General features: G+C 32.7%; 13 protein-coding genes. 8 read left to right on the top strand and 5 right to left on the bottom strand.

Annotated features, from left to right (window positions below):
- Positions 1–137: 137 nt before the first annotated feature.
- From obgE to hpt, 4 genes are all read right to left on the bottom strand, one after another.
- The gene (gene obgE, locus ACFQ0S_RS07630; RefSeq protein WP_379753235.1) at positions 138–1,145 is read right to left on the bottom strand and encodes a GTPase ObgE; all 1,008 of its coding nucleotides are present in this window, start codon (positions 1,143–1,145) and stop codon (positions 138–140) included.
- Between the two features lie 71 nt (positions 1,146–1,216).
- Complete coding sequence (locus ACFQ0S_RS07625) at positions 1,217–2,488, bottom strand: hemolysin family protein (protein ID WP_379753238.1); 1,272 nt, start codon at positions 2,486–2,488, stop codon at positions 1,217–1,219.
- A 24-nt stretch (positions 2,489–2,512) separates the two neighbouring features.
- Positions 2,513–3,085 carry an adenylate kinase gene (locus ACFQ0S_RS07620; protein ID WP_379753241.1) on the bottom strand — a complete coding sequence of 191 codons (573 nt, stop codon included), beginning with the start codon at positions 3,083–3,085 and terminating at the stop codon, positions 2,513–2,515.
- Between the two features lie 36 nt (positions 3,086–3,121).
- Positions 3,122–3,649 carry a hypoxanthine phosphoribosyltransferase gene (gene hpt / locus ACFQ0S_RS07615; RefSeq protein ID WP_379753244.1) on the bottom strand — a complete coding sequence of 176 codons (528 nt, stop codon included), beginning with the start codon at positions 3,647–3,649 and terminating at the stop codon, positions 3,122–3,124.
- 93 nt (positions 3,650–3,742) lie between these two features.
- Between hpt and ACFQ0S_RS07610 the strand changes: the two genes are divergently transcribed.
- From ACFQ0S_RS07610 to ACFQ0S_RS07595, 4 genes are all read left to right on the top strand, one after another.
- Positions 3,743–4,297, top strand: a complete 555-nt coding sequence (locus ACFQ0S_RS07610) for a hypothetical protein (RefSeq protein WP_379753247.1) — start codon at positions 3,743–3,745, stop codon at positions 4,295–4,297.
- A gap of 221 nt (positions 4,298–4,518) precedes the next feature.
- The gene (locus ACFQ0S_RS07605) at positions 4,519–5,700 is read left to right on the top strand and encodes a 5-(carboxyamino)imidazole ribonucleotide synthase (protein ID WP_379753250.1); all 1,182 of its coding nucleotides are present in this window, start codon (positions 4,519–4,521) and stop codon (positions 5,698–5,700) included.
- Positions 5,701–5,704: 4 nt separating this feature from the next.
- Positions 5,705–6,190, top strand: coding sequence for a 5-(carboxyamino)imidazole ribonucleotide mutase (gene purE / locus ACFQ0S_RS07600; protein ID WP_379753253.1), 486 nt, complete (start codon positions 5,705–5,707; stop codon positions 6,188–6,190).
- Between the two features lie 108 nt (positions 6,191–6,298).
- Positions 6,299–8,326 (top strand): M3 family metallopeptidase, encoded by a 2,028-nt coding sequence (locus ACFQ0S_RS07595; RefSeq protein WP_379753256.1) that lies wholly within the window; start codon positions 6,299–6,301, stop codon positions 8,324–8,326.
- Between the two features lie 49 nt (positions 8,327–8,375).
- Here the strand turns inward: ACFQ0S_RS07595 and ACFQ0S_RS07590 are convergent, their stop codons facing one another.
- Positions 8,376–9,155, bottom strand: a complete 780-nt coding sequence (locus ACFQ0S_RS07590; protein ID WP_379753259.1) for a hypothetical protein — start codon at positions 9,153–9,155, stop codon at positions 8,376–8,378.
- Between the two features lie 148 nt (positions 9,156–9,303).
- On the opposite strand from ACFQ0S_RS07590, the gene gcvP reads away from it, so the two are divergent.
- The 4 genes from gcvP to ACFQ0S_RS07570 all read left to right on the top strand — a co-directional run bounded on the left by gcvP (position 9,304) and on the right by ACFQ0S_RS07570 (position 14,398).
- Positions 9,304–12,153, top strand: a complete 2,850-nt coding sequence (gcvP, locus tag ACFQ0S_RS07585; RefSeq protein ID WP_379753262.1) for an aminomethyl-transferring glycine dehydrogenase — start codon at positions 9,304–9,306, stop codon at positions 12,151–12,153.
- Between the two features lie 91 nt (positions 12,154–12,244).
- The gene (locus tag ACFQ0S_RS07580; RefSeq protein ID WP_379753265.1) at positions 12,245–12,628 is read left to right on the top strand and encodes a group III truncated hemoglobin; all 384 of its coding nucleotides are present in this window, start codon (positions 12,245–12,247) and stop codon (positions 12,626–12,628) included.
- 110 nt (positions 12,629–12,738) lie between these two features.
- A complete protein-coding gene (locus tag ACFQ0S_RS07575) occupies positions 12,739–13,797 on the top strand; it encodes a 3-oxoacyl-ACP synthase III family protein (protein ID WP_379753268.1) in 1,059 nt (352 codons plus the stop codon).
- A gap of 73 nt (positions 13,798–13,870) precedes the next feature.
- A complete protein-coding gene (locus ACFQ0S_RS07570; RefSeq protein ID WP_379753271.1) occupies positions 13,871–14,398 on the top strand; it encodes a methyltransferase in 528 nt (175 codons plus the stop codon).
- The last annotated feature ends 130 nt before the right edge of the window (positions 14,399–14,528 follow it).

The raw sequence follows: 14,528 nt of genomic DNA, 5'->3' as shown, positions 1-14,528 counted from the left end.
TGTAAAAATAAATTATTTCAGCAATAAATAGTGCTAAATAGTAATAAAACTGTAACGTTATAGTGAGTTTTAACTTTTTTTTGATTATAACAAAAAAAAACGTCCCAAAAGGGACGCTTAAAAATTTTAGAATTTATTTAATTTTCTGTATTTAACATACTCCATAATTTATCCTTTAACTCTGTTAATCCCTGTTGAGCCACAGAAGAAATAAATAAATATGGAATATTTTTGAAATCTTTATCTAATTGTATTTTCAATTCTGATTTTAATTCATCATCTAGCATATCGCATTTAGAAATGACTAACATCCGTTCTTTATCAAGCATTTCTGGGTTGTATTTCTTTAATTCATTTACTAAAATATCATATTCAGCTTTGATATCTGGCGTATCAACTGGAACTAAAAACAATAAGGTGGAGTTTCTTTCTATATGTCGAAGAAAATAATGTCCTAAGCCTTTTCCTTCCGCAGCTCCTTCTATAATTCCAGGAATATCGGCAATTACAAAAGATTTAAAATCTCTATAAGCTACAATTCCTAAATTGGGTTTTAAAGTTGTAAAAGGATAATCAGCAATTTTAGGTTTGGCAGACGTTAATACGGAAAGCAATGTCGATTTTCCAGCATTAGGAAATCCTACTAAACCAACATCGGCTAATACTTTTAATTCTAAAATCATATCTATTTCCTCGGATGGCAACCCGGGTTGAGAATATCGAGGCGTTTGATTAGTAGAGCTTCTAAAATGCCAGTTTCCTAAACCGCCTTTTCCTCCTTGAGCAACAATTTTCTTTTCGCCATGCTCAGTGATTTCGAATAAAATTTCATTGCTTTCTTTATCTCTTACCACTGTTCCTAATGGCACTTCAATAAACTTATCTTCTCCATCGGCTCCTGTACTCCTATCACCACCACCATCGCCGCCATGACCCGCTTTTACATGTCGTGCAAATTTCAGATGAAACAATGTCCAAAGACTTTTATTGCCAACTAAATACACATGTCCGCCACGCCCACCATCGCCACCGTCTGGGCCTCCTTTTTCTATAAATTTTTCTCGATGTAAATGCGTAGACCCTTTTCCTCCTTTTCCAGAAGAAACATATATTTTTACGTAATCTACAAAATTTCCTTCTGTCATTTTTTTTAGTTTTCAGTTACAGCAAGAGTTTTCAGTACTAATTGCTACTAAAAACTGTTACTGCAAAATATTTATTTTAAGGCCTTCACCATCACTTTATCAATTTTCACACCATCCATGTCGATGACTTCTAATTCAAATTTTTGCCAAACTAATTTTTCTCCTTGTTTTGGAATCCGAGAAAGTTCAGTCATAATTAATCCACTAACTGTGGTTACTTCATAATCGCTTATCAAATCATCCAATTCAAAATAAGTTAAGAAATCGTGCAAAGAATAATGACCATCTACAAGCCATGAACCATCTTCACGTTCAACCAATTGAAAATCATCTTTATAAAATTCGGATGCATCTCCTACCAAAGCTTCAAGAATATCATTAAGCGTAATTATTCCTTGAAAAATACCATATTCATCAGATACAAAACCATAATGAATTCCACTGGTTTTGAAATTTTCTAAAGCTTGATACGCTGAAGTTTGCTCCATTATAAAAGGTGCTTCGGAAATAATATCTGCTAAATTGAAGTTCTCATTTTCAAAATGAGCAAAAATGTTTTTCAAATTAACTACTCCTATAATATCATCGTAATTTTTATCATATACAGGGTAAATAGAGTGCAACTCTTTTAGCATTAACTCTTTTACTTGGTTCTTGTCTGAATTCAAGGGAAGAAATACCACTGATTTTCTGTGCGTCATCAAGGAATTTACTTTTCTATCTCCGATATGAAAAACACGTTCTAATATATCTTGTTCTATTTCTTGCACTTCACCACCTTCAGTACCCTCTTTTATAATGGCTTTAATTTCTTCTTCTGTAATTTTTCCGTCAGCTGAAGGTTTTATACGCAGTATTTTGAGCAAAAATTCCGTCGAAATTGTCAACAACCAAATAAAAGGAGCTGTAATTATTGAAATCATTTTCATGGGAATCGCAACTGCTTTAGCAATACTCTCCGGATGGTTTAGCCCTATTCTTTTAGGCAATAATTCTCCTAAAACCAATGAAAAAAAGGTTAACACTACTACTACTATACCAACTGCAATAGTTTCTGCATATGGTTTTAAGGTTGCAAAACCCTCTAAAAATAGCCTAACATCTGTTGTTATTTTATCACCACTAAAAATACCTGTCAAAATTCCTATTAAAGTAATTCCTATTTGTACAGTCGATAAGAATTTATTGGGTGCATTTGCCAAGTCTAAAGCGGCTTGCGCACTTGAATTGCCTTTTTTGGCGGCATTTTCTAATCTGTTTTTTCTTGCAGATATCAATGCGATTTCTGACATCGAAAAAACTCCATTTAAGATGATTAAAAATAAAATTATTAAAATTTCCATAACTTAGATTAGAAAACGCATGCTCTACAGCTTATCGATTACATTGCTTAAGCGCTCTGTGATTTCTGCTATAGAACCAATCCCATTTACTGGATAAAATTTGTTTTGTTTTGAGTAATACTCTATTAAAGGAGCTGTTTTTTCGTTATATTCTACGTATCGATTTCTAATTTTTTCTTCATCTTGATCGTCAATTCTTCCGCTTGTTTTACCTCTTTCCAACAATCGTTGAATTAAAACTTCATCATTTGCTTCTAAAGCAATTGTCGCGGTAACTTCCCATGATTTCGAAGCTAAAAACACGTCTAAAGCATCTGCTTGAGCAATAGTTCTAGGAAAACCATCAAACAAAAATCCTTTGACATTGGCATGCTTTTCTACTTCATCTTGTAACATCTTTATGGTCAATTCATCTGGAACTAAATCACCAGCATCCATATATTTTCTTGCTAACTTTCCTAGTTCGGTATCATTTTTTAAATGGTATCTAAAAACATCTCCTGTTGAAATGTGTATTAAATTGTATTTGCCTTTTAAAAATTCTGCTTGTGTTCCTTTACCAGCACCTGGTTTTCCAAATAAAACAATATTAATCATGAGTGTGTTGCGTAGTTATTTATATGTTGTTGTAGTTTATTTTAATTCGTATATATCAGTTAAATTCCTGCCTAATCCATCATAATCAAGACCATATCCAACAATAAATTTGTTTGGAATTCGTATTCCTACATAATCTAATTTAATATCTTTTTTATAAACGTCTGGCTTTAAAAACAAGGTTGCTATTTTTAAGTGTTTTACTTTTTGAGCTTTAAAAATAGATTTCAGTTCTTCAATAGTATTTCCAGTGTCAACAATATCTTCTACAATTACTACAGTTCTTCCTTCAAGATTTTGGTTAATACCAATGAGTTGTTTTACTGTATTTGTGGATTCTGTTCCTTCGTATGAAGCCATTTTTACAAAAGAAACTTCACACATTCCTCGGTATTGTTTCATTAAATCCGATAAGACCATAAATGAACCGTTTAAAACACCAATAAAAACAGGAACTTCATCAAAAAAATCATCATCCATTTTTTTAGCCATATTTTCTATAGCGAATGCTATTTCTTTGGCTGAAATAAAAGGAACAAAATGTTTATCGTGTAGTTGTATCATTTTTTAATTTTTATAAGGTGCAAATTTAGTAAAGTATTCAGTAGTAAGTAGTACTTAATTTAACCTTTTTTGTAAAAATACTATATTTACAAAATGAATACAGATATACATCAACAATTAGAGTTTTGTTCTGCACACCAAAAACCTAGAGAAGCGATTCGAGATTATATTTTAAAATATCCAGCAGTATTTCCTAATCTAGTTCAAATGGCTTTTGAAATTGATTATAAATTTCATTTTAAAGTCTGTTGGATTGTTGAATTAGTAGCAGATAAAAGATTAGATTGGTTGCAACCACATTTGGATTTTTTTTGCAATCATTTCAAAATGCTAAAAGATGAAAGTGCAATTAGACCAATGGCAAAAGTAGCTATGCTATTAGTAAAATCTAATTCAAATGATAAATCACAAGCAATCAAATTATCTGAGAGTCAGTTGGAAAAATTAACTGAAATTTGTTTTGATTGGTTAATTTCAGAGACGAAAGTTGCTGCTAAAGCGTATGCTATTCGAACCTTATTTACAATAGGAAAAAAGCATCATTGGGTTTACCCCGAATTGAAAATTGTTTTAGAAAAAGACTACCAATATCATACTGCTGCCTACAAAGCTGTAGCAAGAGAAATTTTGAAAAAGTTGAAATCTTAGAGAATTTTAATTCAAATTAAAACTATAGCTTCATTAATGCTTTTAAAAATACAAAAAACATATAGAGACAGTCATCCAAAAAAATAAGTGCGAGACAAAAAGATAGAAATATCAATTGTTTTACGAGCAAATTTATTTACGAATTAGCATAGCAATTATCAATTCATGAGTATCTTTGTGAAAACAAATAATATACAACAGTCATTGTTAATTTCAACAATATGAATTTTTTCTCTTCCGATTTTAAACTAGGAATATTAGGTGGCGGTCAATTAGGCAAAATGCTTTTGTTTGAAACTAGAAAATTTGATATTCAAACCTATGTTTTAGACCCTAGCGATGATGCTCCTTGTAAAATTGCTTGTAATAAATTTATTAAAGGCGACATTACAGATTTCGACACTGTTTATAACTTTGGCAAACAAGTAAATGTGTTAACTTTCGAAATTGAATTAGTCAATATTGATGCCTTAGAGAAATTAGAAAGCGAAGGTGTAAAAATTTTTCCATCACCTAAAACACTTCGAAGAATTCAAAACAAAGGCGTTCAGAAAGATTTTTATAAAAACAATAAAATTCCTACTGCTGATTACGAAAAATTTTCAGATTTAACCGCTTTAAAATTTAAAGTCGAAAACAATCAAATTCAACTTCCTTTTGTTTGGAAATGCACTCAATTTGGGTATGATGGAAATGGTGTGAAAATCATTAGAAAATATGCCGATTTAGAAAATCTACCAAATGTAGAATGTATTTCTGAAGAGATGATTCCGTTCAAAAATGAAATTGCTGTTATAGTTTGTAGGAACGCATCTGGAGAAATAAGAACCTATCCTGTGGTAGAAATGGAGTTTCATCCAGAGGCCAACCAAGTGGAATATGTTATTTGTCCTGCCAGAATTGACGAAAAAGTTGCTGAAAAAGCGAGAGCTATTGCATTGAATGTTTCTATAAAATTTGATCATGTTGGTCTTTTAGCAGTAGAGATGTTTCAAACTCAAGACGATCAAATCATAGTTAACGAAGTGGCTCCAAGACCACACAATTCAGGACATTATTCTATTGAAGCCAGTTACACTTCTCAATTCGAAAATCATTTAAGAGCTATTTTAAATCTGCCTCTAGGAGACACGCAAAGTAAACTTGCAGGGATTATGGTTAATCTATCTGGAGAAGAAGGATTTACAGGAAGTGTAGTATACGAAAACTTAGAGCAAATTTTAAGCTGGAGTGGAGTAACTCCGCATATTTACGGAAAAAAAGAAACTCGTCCTTTTCGAAAAATGGGTCATGTAACTATTGTTCACAAGGATTTAAATGAAGCTAGAATTCTAGCCGAAAAAGTAAAAAACACCATACGAGTAATTAGTAATACCCCCAAATTAAACCCATTTAAACTTTAAAAAAATGAGCAAAGTAGCCATAATAATGGGAAGCATCTCTGATATGCCCATCATGCAAGAAGCCATCGATATTCTAAAAGGTTTCGATATTGAAACCGAAGTAGATATCGTTTCTGCACACCGAACTCCCGAAAAACTATTTGATTTTAGCAAAAACGCCCACACTCGAGGAATTTCAGTAATTATTGCTGGTGCTGGAGGTGCTGCGCATTTACCAGGAATGGTAGCATCTATGTCGCCATTACCTGTAATTGGAGTTCCTGTAAAATCGAGTAATTCTATCGATGGATGGGATAGTGTTTTGTCTATTCTGCAAATGCCAGGAGGTGTTCCTGTAGCCACTGTAGCACTAAATGGAGCAAAAAATGCTGGTATTTTAGCCGCTCAAATTATTGGCAGTCATGATAAATGTGTTCTTGACAAAATTCTTTTTTACAAAGAAAGTTTGAAGGATGCAGTGAATAAATCTTCTACTGAATTAAAAAAATAATACTAGTCCATTAAGAAAATAAGAAAATTTAAGATTTTTGATTTTATTTCATTCTTAACGAACCTTAAATCACTTAATGGTCAAAAAAATTAAATTTAAATTGTTATAATGAAAATCTTAACTTCAACATTCAATACCAAACACAATACCGCCCCTTTTTCGCAAATAAAAATTGAAGATTATAAACCTGCTTTTATCGAAAACATTGCAGCTGCAAGAGCAGAAATCAATACAATAACCAATAATCCTGAAGCGCCAACTTTTCAAAACACCATCGAAGCTTTGGATTTTTCAGGCAACGCTTTGGATAGATTATCTTCCATTTTTTTTAATCTGAATTCAGCAGAAACGAATGATGAAATGCAAAAAATAGCTCAAGAAGTTTCTCCATTATTAACTGAATTCAGTAATGACATTACGCTAAACGAAAATTTATTTAAAAGAATAAAAACCGTTTACGAGCAAAGAGAAAGTTTAAATTTAACCACAGAACAAGCCACTTTATTGGATAAAAAATTCAAAGGCTTTTCTAGAAATGGAGCACTTTTATCTGAAGAAAAAAAATTGAAATTACGGGAAATCGATACCGAACTAGCCAAACTAAAACTGACTTATGGCGAAAATGTTTTGGCGGAAACCAACAATTATCAATTGCATCTCACCAACGAAAGTGATTTAAAAGGGTTGCCCGAAGGAACCATTGAAGCAGCAAAAGCACTAGCAAAATCTAAAGATTTAGAAGGTTGGGTTTTTACATTAGATTATCCAAGCTATATTCCGTTTGTGACCTATGCTGATAATCGCGAATTGCGAAAAGAAATGGCTATTGCAGCCGGAAAAAAAGCGTTTCAGAATAACGAATACGACAATCAAGAAATCACTTTAAAAATTGCTAAACTACGTCACGAAAGAGCGAATTTATTAGGATATGAAACCCATTCTCATTTTGTTTTAGAAGAAAGAATGGCGCAAAATCCAAATAAAGTAAAATCGTTTTTGAATGATTTATTAACCAAAGCAAAACCTGCCGCCGAGCGCGAATTTGAGCAACTTTCCGCATTTGCAAAAGAATTAGATGGAATTGAAAAGCTTGAAAAATGGGACGGTGCCTATTATTCTGAAAAATTGAAACAACAATTATTCAATTTGGATGATGAAAAACTAAAGCCTTATTTTCAATTGGAAAATGTGTTGAAAGGAGCTTTTACAATTGCAGGAAAATTATTTGGTTTAACATTTACCGAAGTCTACGATATTGACAAATACCACGAAGAAGTTACTATTTATGAAGTAACAGATGAATTTGGAGAACTAGTTGCCATTTTCTACGCTGATTTTTTTCCAAGAAAAGGCAAAAGAAATGGTGCTTGGATGACCAGCTTTAAATCACAATACATAAAAGAAAACACCAACGAGCGACCGCATATTTCCAACGTTTGTAATTTTACAAAACCAACCGAGACGAAACCATCATTATTGACTTTTAACGAAGTAACCACTTTGTTTCATGAATTTGGTCACGGATTACACGGTATGTTGGCCAACACGGTTTACCCGAGTCTGTCAGGAACATCGGTATATTGGGACTTTGTAGAATTACCAAGTCAGGTAATGGAAAACTGGTGCTACGAACCAGAAGCTTTAGCATTATTTGCCAAGCATTACCAAACTGGAGAAGTTATTCCACAAGAATATGTAGAAAAAATTAAGGAAAGTGCGAGTTTTCAAGAAGGTATGGCAACGTTGCGACAAATTAGTTTCGGATTGCTCGACATGGCTTTTCACAGCAAAAATCCAACTGCGATTACAGATGTAAAAGCTTTCGAAAAAGCTACATTTGAAGGTACTACATTGTATCCAGATGTAGCTGAAAACTGCATGAGTGTATCATTTTCTCATATTTTTAACGGTGGTTATTCTTCAGGATATTACAGTTACAAGTGGGCCGAAGTTTTAGATGCTGATGCATTTGCTTATTTTCAAGAATGCGGCATTTTTAATAAAGAAGTAGCAAACAAATTTAAGGATAATGTACTTTCAAAAGGCGGTACCGAATTACCAATGGAATTGTACAAACGCTTTCGCGGACAAGAACCAAACGCTGATGCTTTGTTGAAAAGAGCGGGATTGATTTAGAAGTTAGACTACATAGATTATTAGAAACCGAAGTTAATGCTTCGGTTTTTTATTGAAATAAAATCAATAATACTAGCCAAAATATCGGAACGCTTTCTACCCAAAACGAAGTATAATATTCATCATTCTCTAATGAGATAAAACGAATAAAAATTATAGTAACAATAGCGATTACAGCATCAATTATAAAATTATGAATTCTAAAATTTATAAATTCTAAAAACAAAAAAACTACTATAAATCCATATCCCAACTGCTTGGCTTTTCGAATACCAAATAATTGCGGTAACGTATTTAGGGATTTCGGGTCGGTTTTGGTATCCATAATTTCAAAAGGAATCAACAAACTGGAGAGAATAAAAAAACGTTGCAATAATGAAATATAGCATTCTAAAATCACAGGTTTATTTAGTACAACTGGAATATATACGGTAATATAAGTCACTACAAAACTCACAAAAAACAATTTCAACCAACCGTATTTCCTCAGAAAAGGGTAAAGTATCACGAAAATTCCTGAAATCAATATTTTGATTTGAATTCCATTTTTTAACCCAGAAAAGAAAAGCAAAAAACCTGTAGAACTCAATAAGCTTACAAATAGAATTCCATAATGCTTGTTGGAAAGAAAATTTCCTTTTCTAAAAACATCATAATATTTTAAGAAATTATATCCCAGAACAGTTCCAAAAAAAACCAGTATTGAATAGTTGTCAATATTTTTTGGCACTAAATCACAATCCGTGATTTTTACCAAACAAAAAACAGCTATACCAACATGCAATGAAGATTGAATATAAAAATCGAATACCTTTCTTAAAACTATCATTTCACAAAAATAATCAAACTGTTAATAAGAACCCTTTTTAGTTGAAAAACTCTCTAAACATTAGCCAGTGTTTAAGATAAAATTAGAACATTAATAATTACTTTTGTTAGCGTTAAAAACAACACAACTACACAAACTAATAATTTAAATGAAAACTGACGCTTTTGCTTTAAGACACATTGGTCCAAGAGAAACTGATTTGCAATATATGTTTAAAACTATAGGTGTTGAATCGATGGATCAGCTCATTTATGAAACTCTTCCAGATGATATTCGGTTAAAGTCTGACTTAAATTTGGAACCAGCCATGACCGAATATGAGTTTGCAAAACACATTTTTGACTTAGGAAATAAAAATAAAGTGTTCCAATCCTATATAGGTTTAGGTTATAATCAAGCAATTATTCCTGCGGTTATTCAAAGAAATGTGTTTGAAAATCCTGGATGGTATACTGCTTACACTCCATATCAAGCAGAAATTGCACAAGGAAGATTAGAAGCTATTTTGAATTTTCAAACCATGGTTATCGAACTTTCGGGAATGGAAATTGCGAATGCCTCTCTTTTAGATGAAGGCACAGCAGCAGCTGAAGCGATGGCGCTACTATTTGATGTTAGAACTCGTGACCAAAAGAAAAATAACGTTTGTAAGTTCTTTGTTTCTGAAGAAATTTTGCCTCAAACCTTATCCGTTTTACAAACACGCTCTACTCCTATTGGAGTGGAATTAGTGATTGGAAACCATGAAACATTTGATTTTTCAACTGATTTTTATGGAGCAATACTTCAATATCCAGGAAAACATGGTCAAGTAAACGATTATTCTGAGTTTATTTCAAAAGCAAAAACAAATGACATAAAAGTAGCTGTTGCAGCGGATATTTTAAGTTTGGCACTATTGACTTCTCCAGGCGAAATGGGTGCTGATGTTGTACTTGGAACCACGCAACGTTTCGGAATTCCGTTAGGTTATGGTGGTCCGCATGCTGCTTATTTTGCAACTAAAGAAGAATACAAGCGTTCGATGCCTGGCAGAATTATTGGAGTAACTGTTGATACCAATGGCAATCGTGCACTAAGAATGGCATTGCAAACTCGAGAGCAACATATTAAACGTGATAAAGCCACTTCCAATATTTGTACCGCACAAGTTTTATTATCAGTTATGGCCGGAATGTACGCCGTGTATCATGGTCCAAAAGGATTGAAATATATTGCCAAAAAAGTACATGCGTCTGCAGTTACTTTAACTAACGAATTAGAAAAACTAGGTTTATACCAAATCAATACAGCCTTTTTTGATACAATAGCTATTAAAGCGGATGCCAAAAAAGTAAAAGCCATTGCCGAACAAAACAAAGTCAATTTTTATTATATCAATGAAAATACAATTTCAATTTCATTAAATGAAACTACATCGATAGCCGATTTGAATTTGATTGTTTCGATTTTTGCTCAAGCAAATGACAAGCAGGCTTCACCCATTCTAAACTTATCAGAGAAAAATCAATTGCCATCAAGTTTAGAAAGAACGTCTCCATTTTTGCAACACGATGTTTTTAATAAATACCATTCTGAAAGTGCTTTAATGCGTTACATCAAAATGTTAGAACGCAAAGATTTGGCTTTGAATCATTCTATGATTTCACTTGGTTCTTGTACCATGAAATTAAATGCCGCATCAGAAATGTTGCCTTTAAGCATGCCACAATGGAACAATATTCATCCTTTTGCTCCCTTAGATCAAGCGCAAGGTTATCAGGAAATGTTAGCCAAATTAGAACAACAATTAAATGTAATTACAGGTTTTGCAGGAACTACTCTACAACCCAATTCTGGCGCACAAGGAGAGTATGCTGGGCTAATGGTTATTCGTGCTTATCATCAATCACGTGGAGACCATCATAGAAATATTGCTTTAATTCCATCATCTGCACATGGAACCAATCCCGCTTCGGCAGCTATGGCTGGAATGAAAGTTGTGGTTACAAAAACTTTAGAAAACGGAAATATCGATGTGGATGATTTGCGTGAAAAAGCGATTTTACACAAAGACAACTTGTCTTGTTTAATGGTTACTTACCCTTCTACCCATGGTGTTTATGAAAGTGCAATTAAAGAAATCACACAACTTATTCACGACAACGGCGGACAAGTCTATATGGATGGTGCTAATATGAATGCACAAGTAGGATTAACAAATCCTGCTACTATTGGCGCTGATGTTTGCCATTTAAATTTACATAAAACTTTTGCTATCCCTCATGGAGGTGGTGGACCTGGAGTTGGACCAATTTGTGTTGCCCCGCAATTAGTGCCATTTTTACCTACAAATCCTGTAATTCCAACAGGTGGTGAACATGCTATTACAGCAATTTCTGCAGCTCCTTGGGGTTCTGCTTTAGTTTGCTTAATATCGTACGGATACATTTGTATGTTGGGCGCTGAAGGATTAAAAAGTTCTACAGAACACGCCATTTTAAATGCCAATTATATCAAAGAAAGATTAAATGGCTATTATGACACTTTATATTCTGGAGAAATGGGTCGAGCTGCTCATGAAATGATTCTGGAATGTCGTCCGTTTAAAGAAAAAGGAATTGAAGTAACCGATATTGCCAAACGATTAATGGATTATGGTTTTCATGCGCCAACCGTTTCGTTTCCTGTAGCAGGAACTCTTATGATTGAACCAACAGAGAGTGAAAACCTAGAAGAATTAGATCGTTTTTGTGATGCTATGATTTCGATTCGAAAAGAAATAGAAACTGCTGAAGCATATGATGCTAATAATGTGCTTAAAAATTCTCCACATACTTTAGCAATGATTACAACTGATAATTGGATGTATCCTTATACTCGCGAACAAGCCGCTTTCCCATTAGATTATATTGCAGATAATAAATTTTGGCCAACCGTTCGTCGTGCAGATGAAGCTTATGGAGATCGAAATTTAGTGTGCAGTTGTGCTCCAATAGAAGCTTATATGGAAAATTAATAACCGTAATAAAGTTTGTAAAGTCGAATGTCTAAATACCCCAAAATGTTATGATATTCGACTTTTTTCTTTAACATATATTGACTAAACTATGAAAGATATTGAAAATCAAGACGACTTATATTTACTTGTTGATGAATTCTATAAAAAACTTCTTTCTGACACTTCAATTAGTTATATTTTTACTGATGTCGTTAAAATAAAAATCGAAGAACATTTGCCTATTTTAGTTACTTTTTGGTCGCAAGCCATTCTAGGTACAGGAGGCTATACTAATAATTTAACCCAAATTCATTTAGATATTGATAAAAAAGAACATCTCTCCAAAGAGCTTTTCGATATTTGGCTCAACCATTTTTATACCACTGTTGATGAAAACTTTATAGGGGAAAAAGCTGAAAAGATAAAAACCCAAGCGCTAAGTATTGCAACTATTATGCAAATTAAAATTATGCAACAAAATCAAAATTATTGATTTTCTCACAAAAAACAGAAAAACAGTTTTGATTTAAATATTTATATGCACGCATAACATTTATTCATTATTTATATTAAATTTACATTCAATTTATTATTAATATTCCGATGAACATAAAAATAACTGGAATTGGCAGCTACATTCCTGAAGTAAAAGTTGCAAATACCGACTTTGACAAACATGTATTTCTAAACGAAGATGGCTCTGCTTTTGCACATCCTAACGCAATAGTGATTGGAAAATTTAAATCTATTACAGGAATTGAAGAAAGGCGTTATGCACCACCTCATTTTAATACTTCTGACTTAGCTTTTTTTGCAGCTCAAAAAGCCATCAAAAATGCAGCTATTGATGCAGAAACAATAGATTATATAATAGTAGCGCATAACTTTGGAGATGTTTTACCAAACACTTTTCAATCTGATACCGTACCTAGTATAGCAACTCGAGTGAAACACAAACTGCAAATACAAAACCCTAAATGTGTAGCCTATGACATCCTTTTTGGTTGCCCTGGTTGGTTAGAAGGTGTTCTTCAAGCCAATGCATTTATAAAGTCCGGAATGGCAAAACAATGTCTAGTTATTGGAGCAGAAACACTCTCGAGAGTTGTAGACCCTCATGATAGGGATAGCATGATTTATGCTGATGGAGCTGGAGCTACTATAATTGAAAGTTCAAATGATGAATCGGGAATATTATCTTATGAAAGCGCCACATATTCTTTTGAAGAAGCACATTATTTATATATGGGTTGTTCATATAATAAAGACTTAAAAGAAAATACACGTTACATAAAAATGCATGGTCGTAAAATATACGAATTTGCTTTAAGTAAAGTTCCGCAAGCAATGAAAGAATGTTTAGACAAAAGTGGTATACCAATTAGTGACGTTAAAAAAATTCTAATCCATCAAGCGAATGAAAAGATGGACGAAGCAATTGTTTCCCGTTTTTACAAATTATACGATAAAGAAATGCCTGAAGGAATCATGCCAATGATTATTACAAATTTAGGCAATAGCAGTGTGGCAACAATTCCAACACTTCTTGATCTTCTAGTTAATGGAAAAATTGAGAAGCAACAAATTCATAAAGGAGATGTTCTTATTTTTGCCTCAGTAGGAGCAGGAATGAATGTTAATGCCTTTGTATACAGATACTAAAAAAATTAAACTTTTATCTTTACCTCCTTATTAATAAAAAGAACGAAAGATTGCTTCGTTCCTCGCAATTACTATGTACGAAAAAACATTCCCAAACAAACGATTCAAATACACTTTAGATTTTTTACAAAAACACATCACTACTTCTGAAACCATTTTTGATTTAGGTGTTTCTAATCCTTTTTCTAAAATAATGCAAGAAAATGGTTATGACGTAAAAAATACAAATGGTGAAGATTTAGACAACGACCAAACTGCCCTTCAAACAGAAAAGTATTCCGTATTTACTGCATTTGAAATTTTCGAACATTTATTGAATCCCTATACCGTTTTACAAAATATAAAATGTGATAAATTATTAATATCAATTCCACTTCGTTTATGGTTTTCATCAGCTTACAGAAGTAAAACCGATATGTGGGACAGACATTATCACGAATTTGAAGACTGGCAATTGGATTGGCTTCTAGAAAAAACAGGCTGGAAAGTAGTTGCCAGACAAAAATTTACTCACCCCGTAAAAAAAATCGGCTTCAGACCTTTGTTGAGATTTTTTACTCCTAGATACTATATAGTGTATGCTGAAAAGGTTAATAATTAAATTTTATTCCGTTTATAACATTAATTATTTTATAACCTAATTTAAATTTTTGTAAGTATTTTATTTTATAATTACTGCATTTTGTGCATTTCATCGATTTTATTTGCATTTAAACGATTTTATATAATAT

The sequence above is a fragment of the Flavobacterium myungsuense genome (genome assembly GCF_042677265.1).
Lineage (GTDB): Bacteria > Bacteroidota > Bacteroidia > Flavobacteriales > Flavobacteriaceae > Flavobacterium > Flavobacterium myungsuense.
The sequence above is the reverse complement of the archived record's forward strand: the minus strand, read 5'-3'. Positions and strand labels throughout refer to the sequence as shown.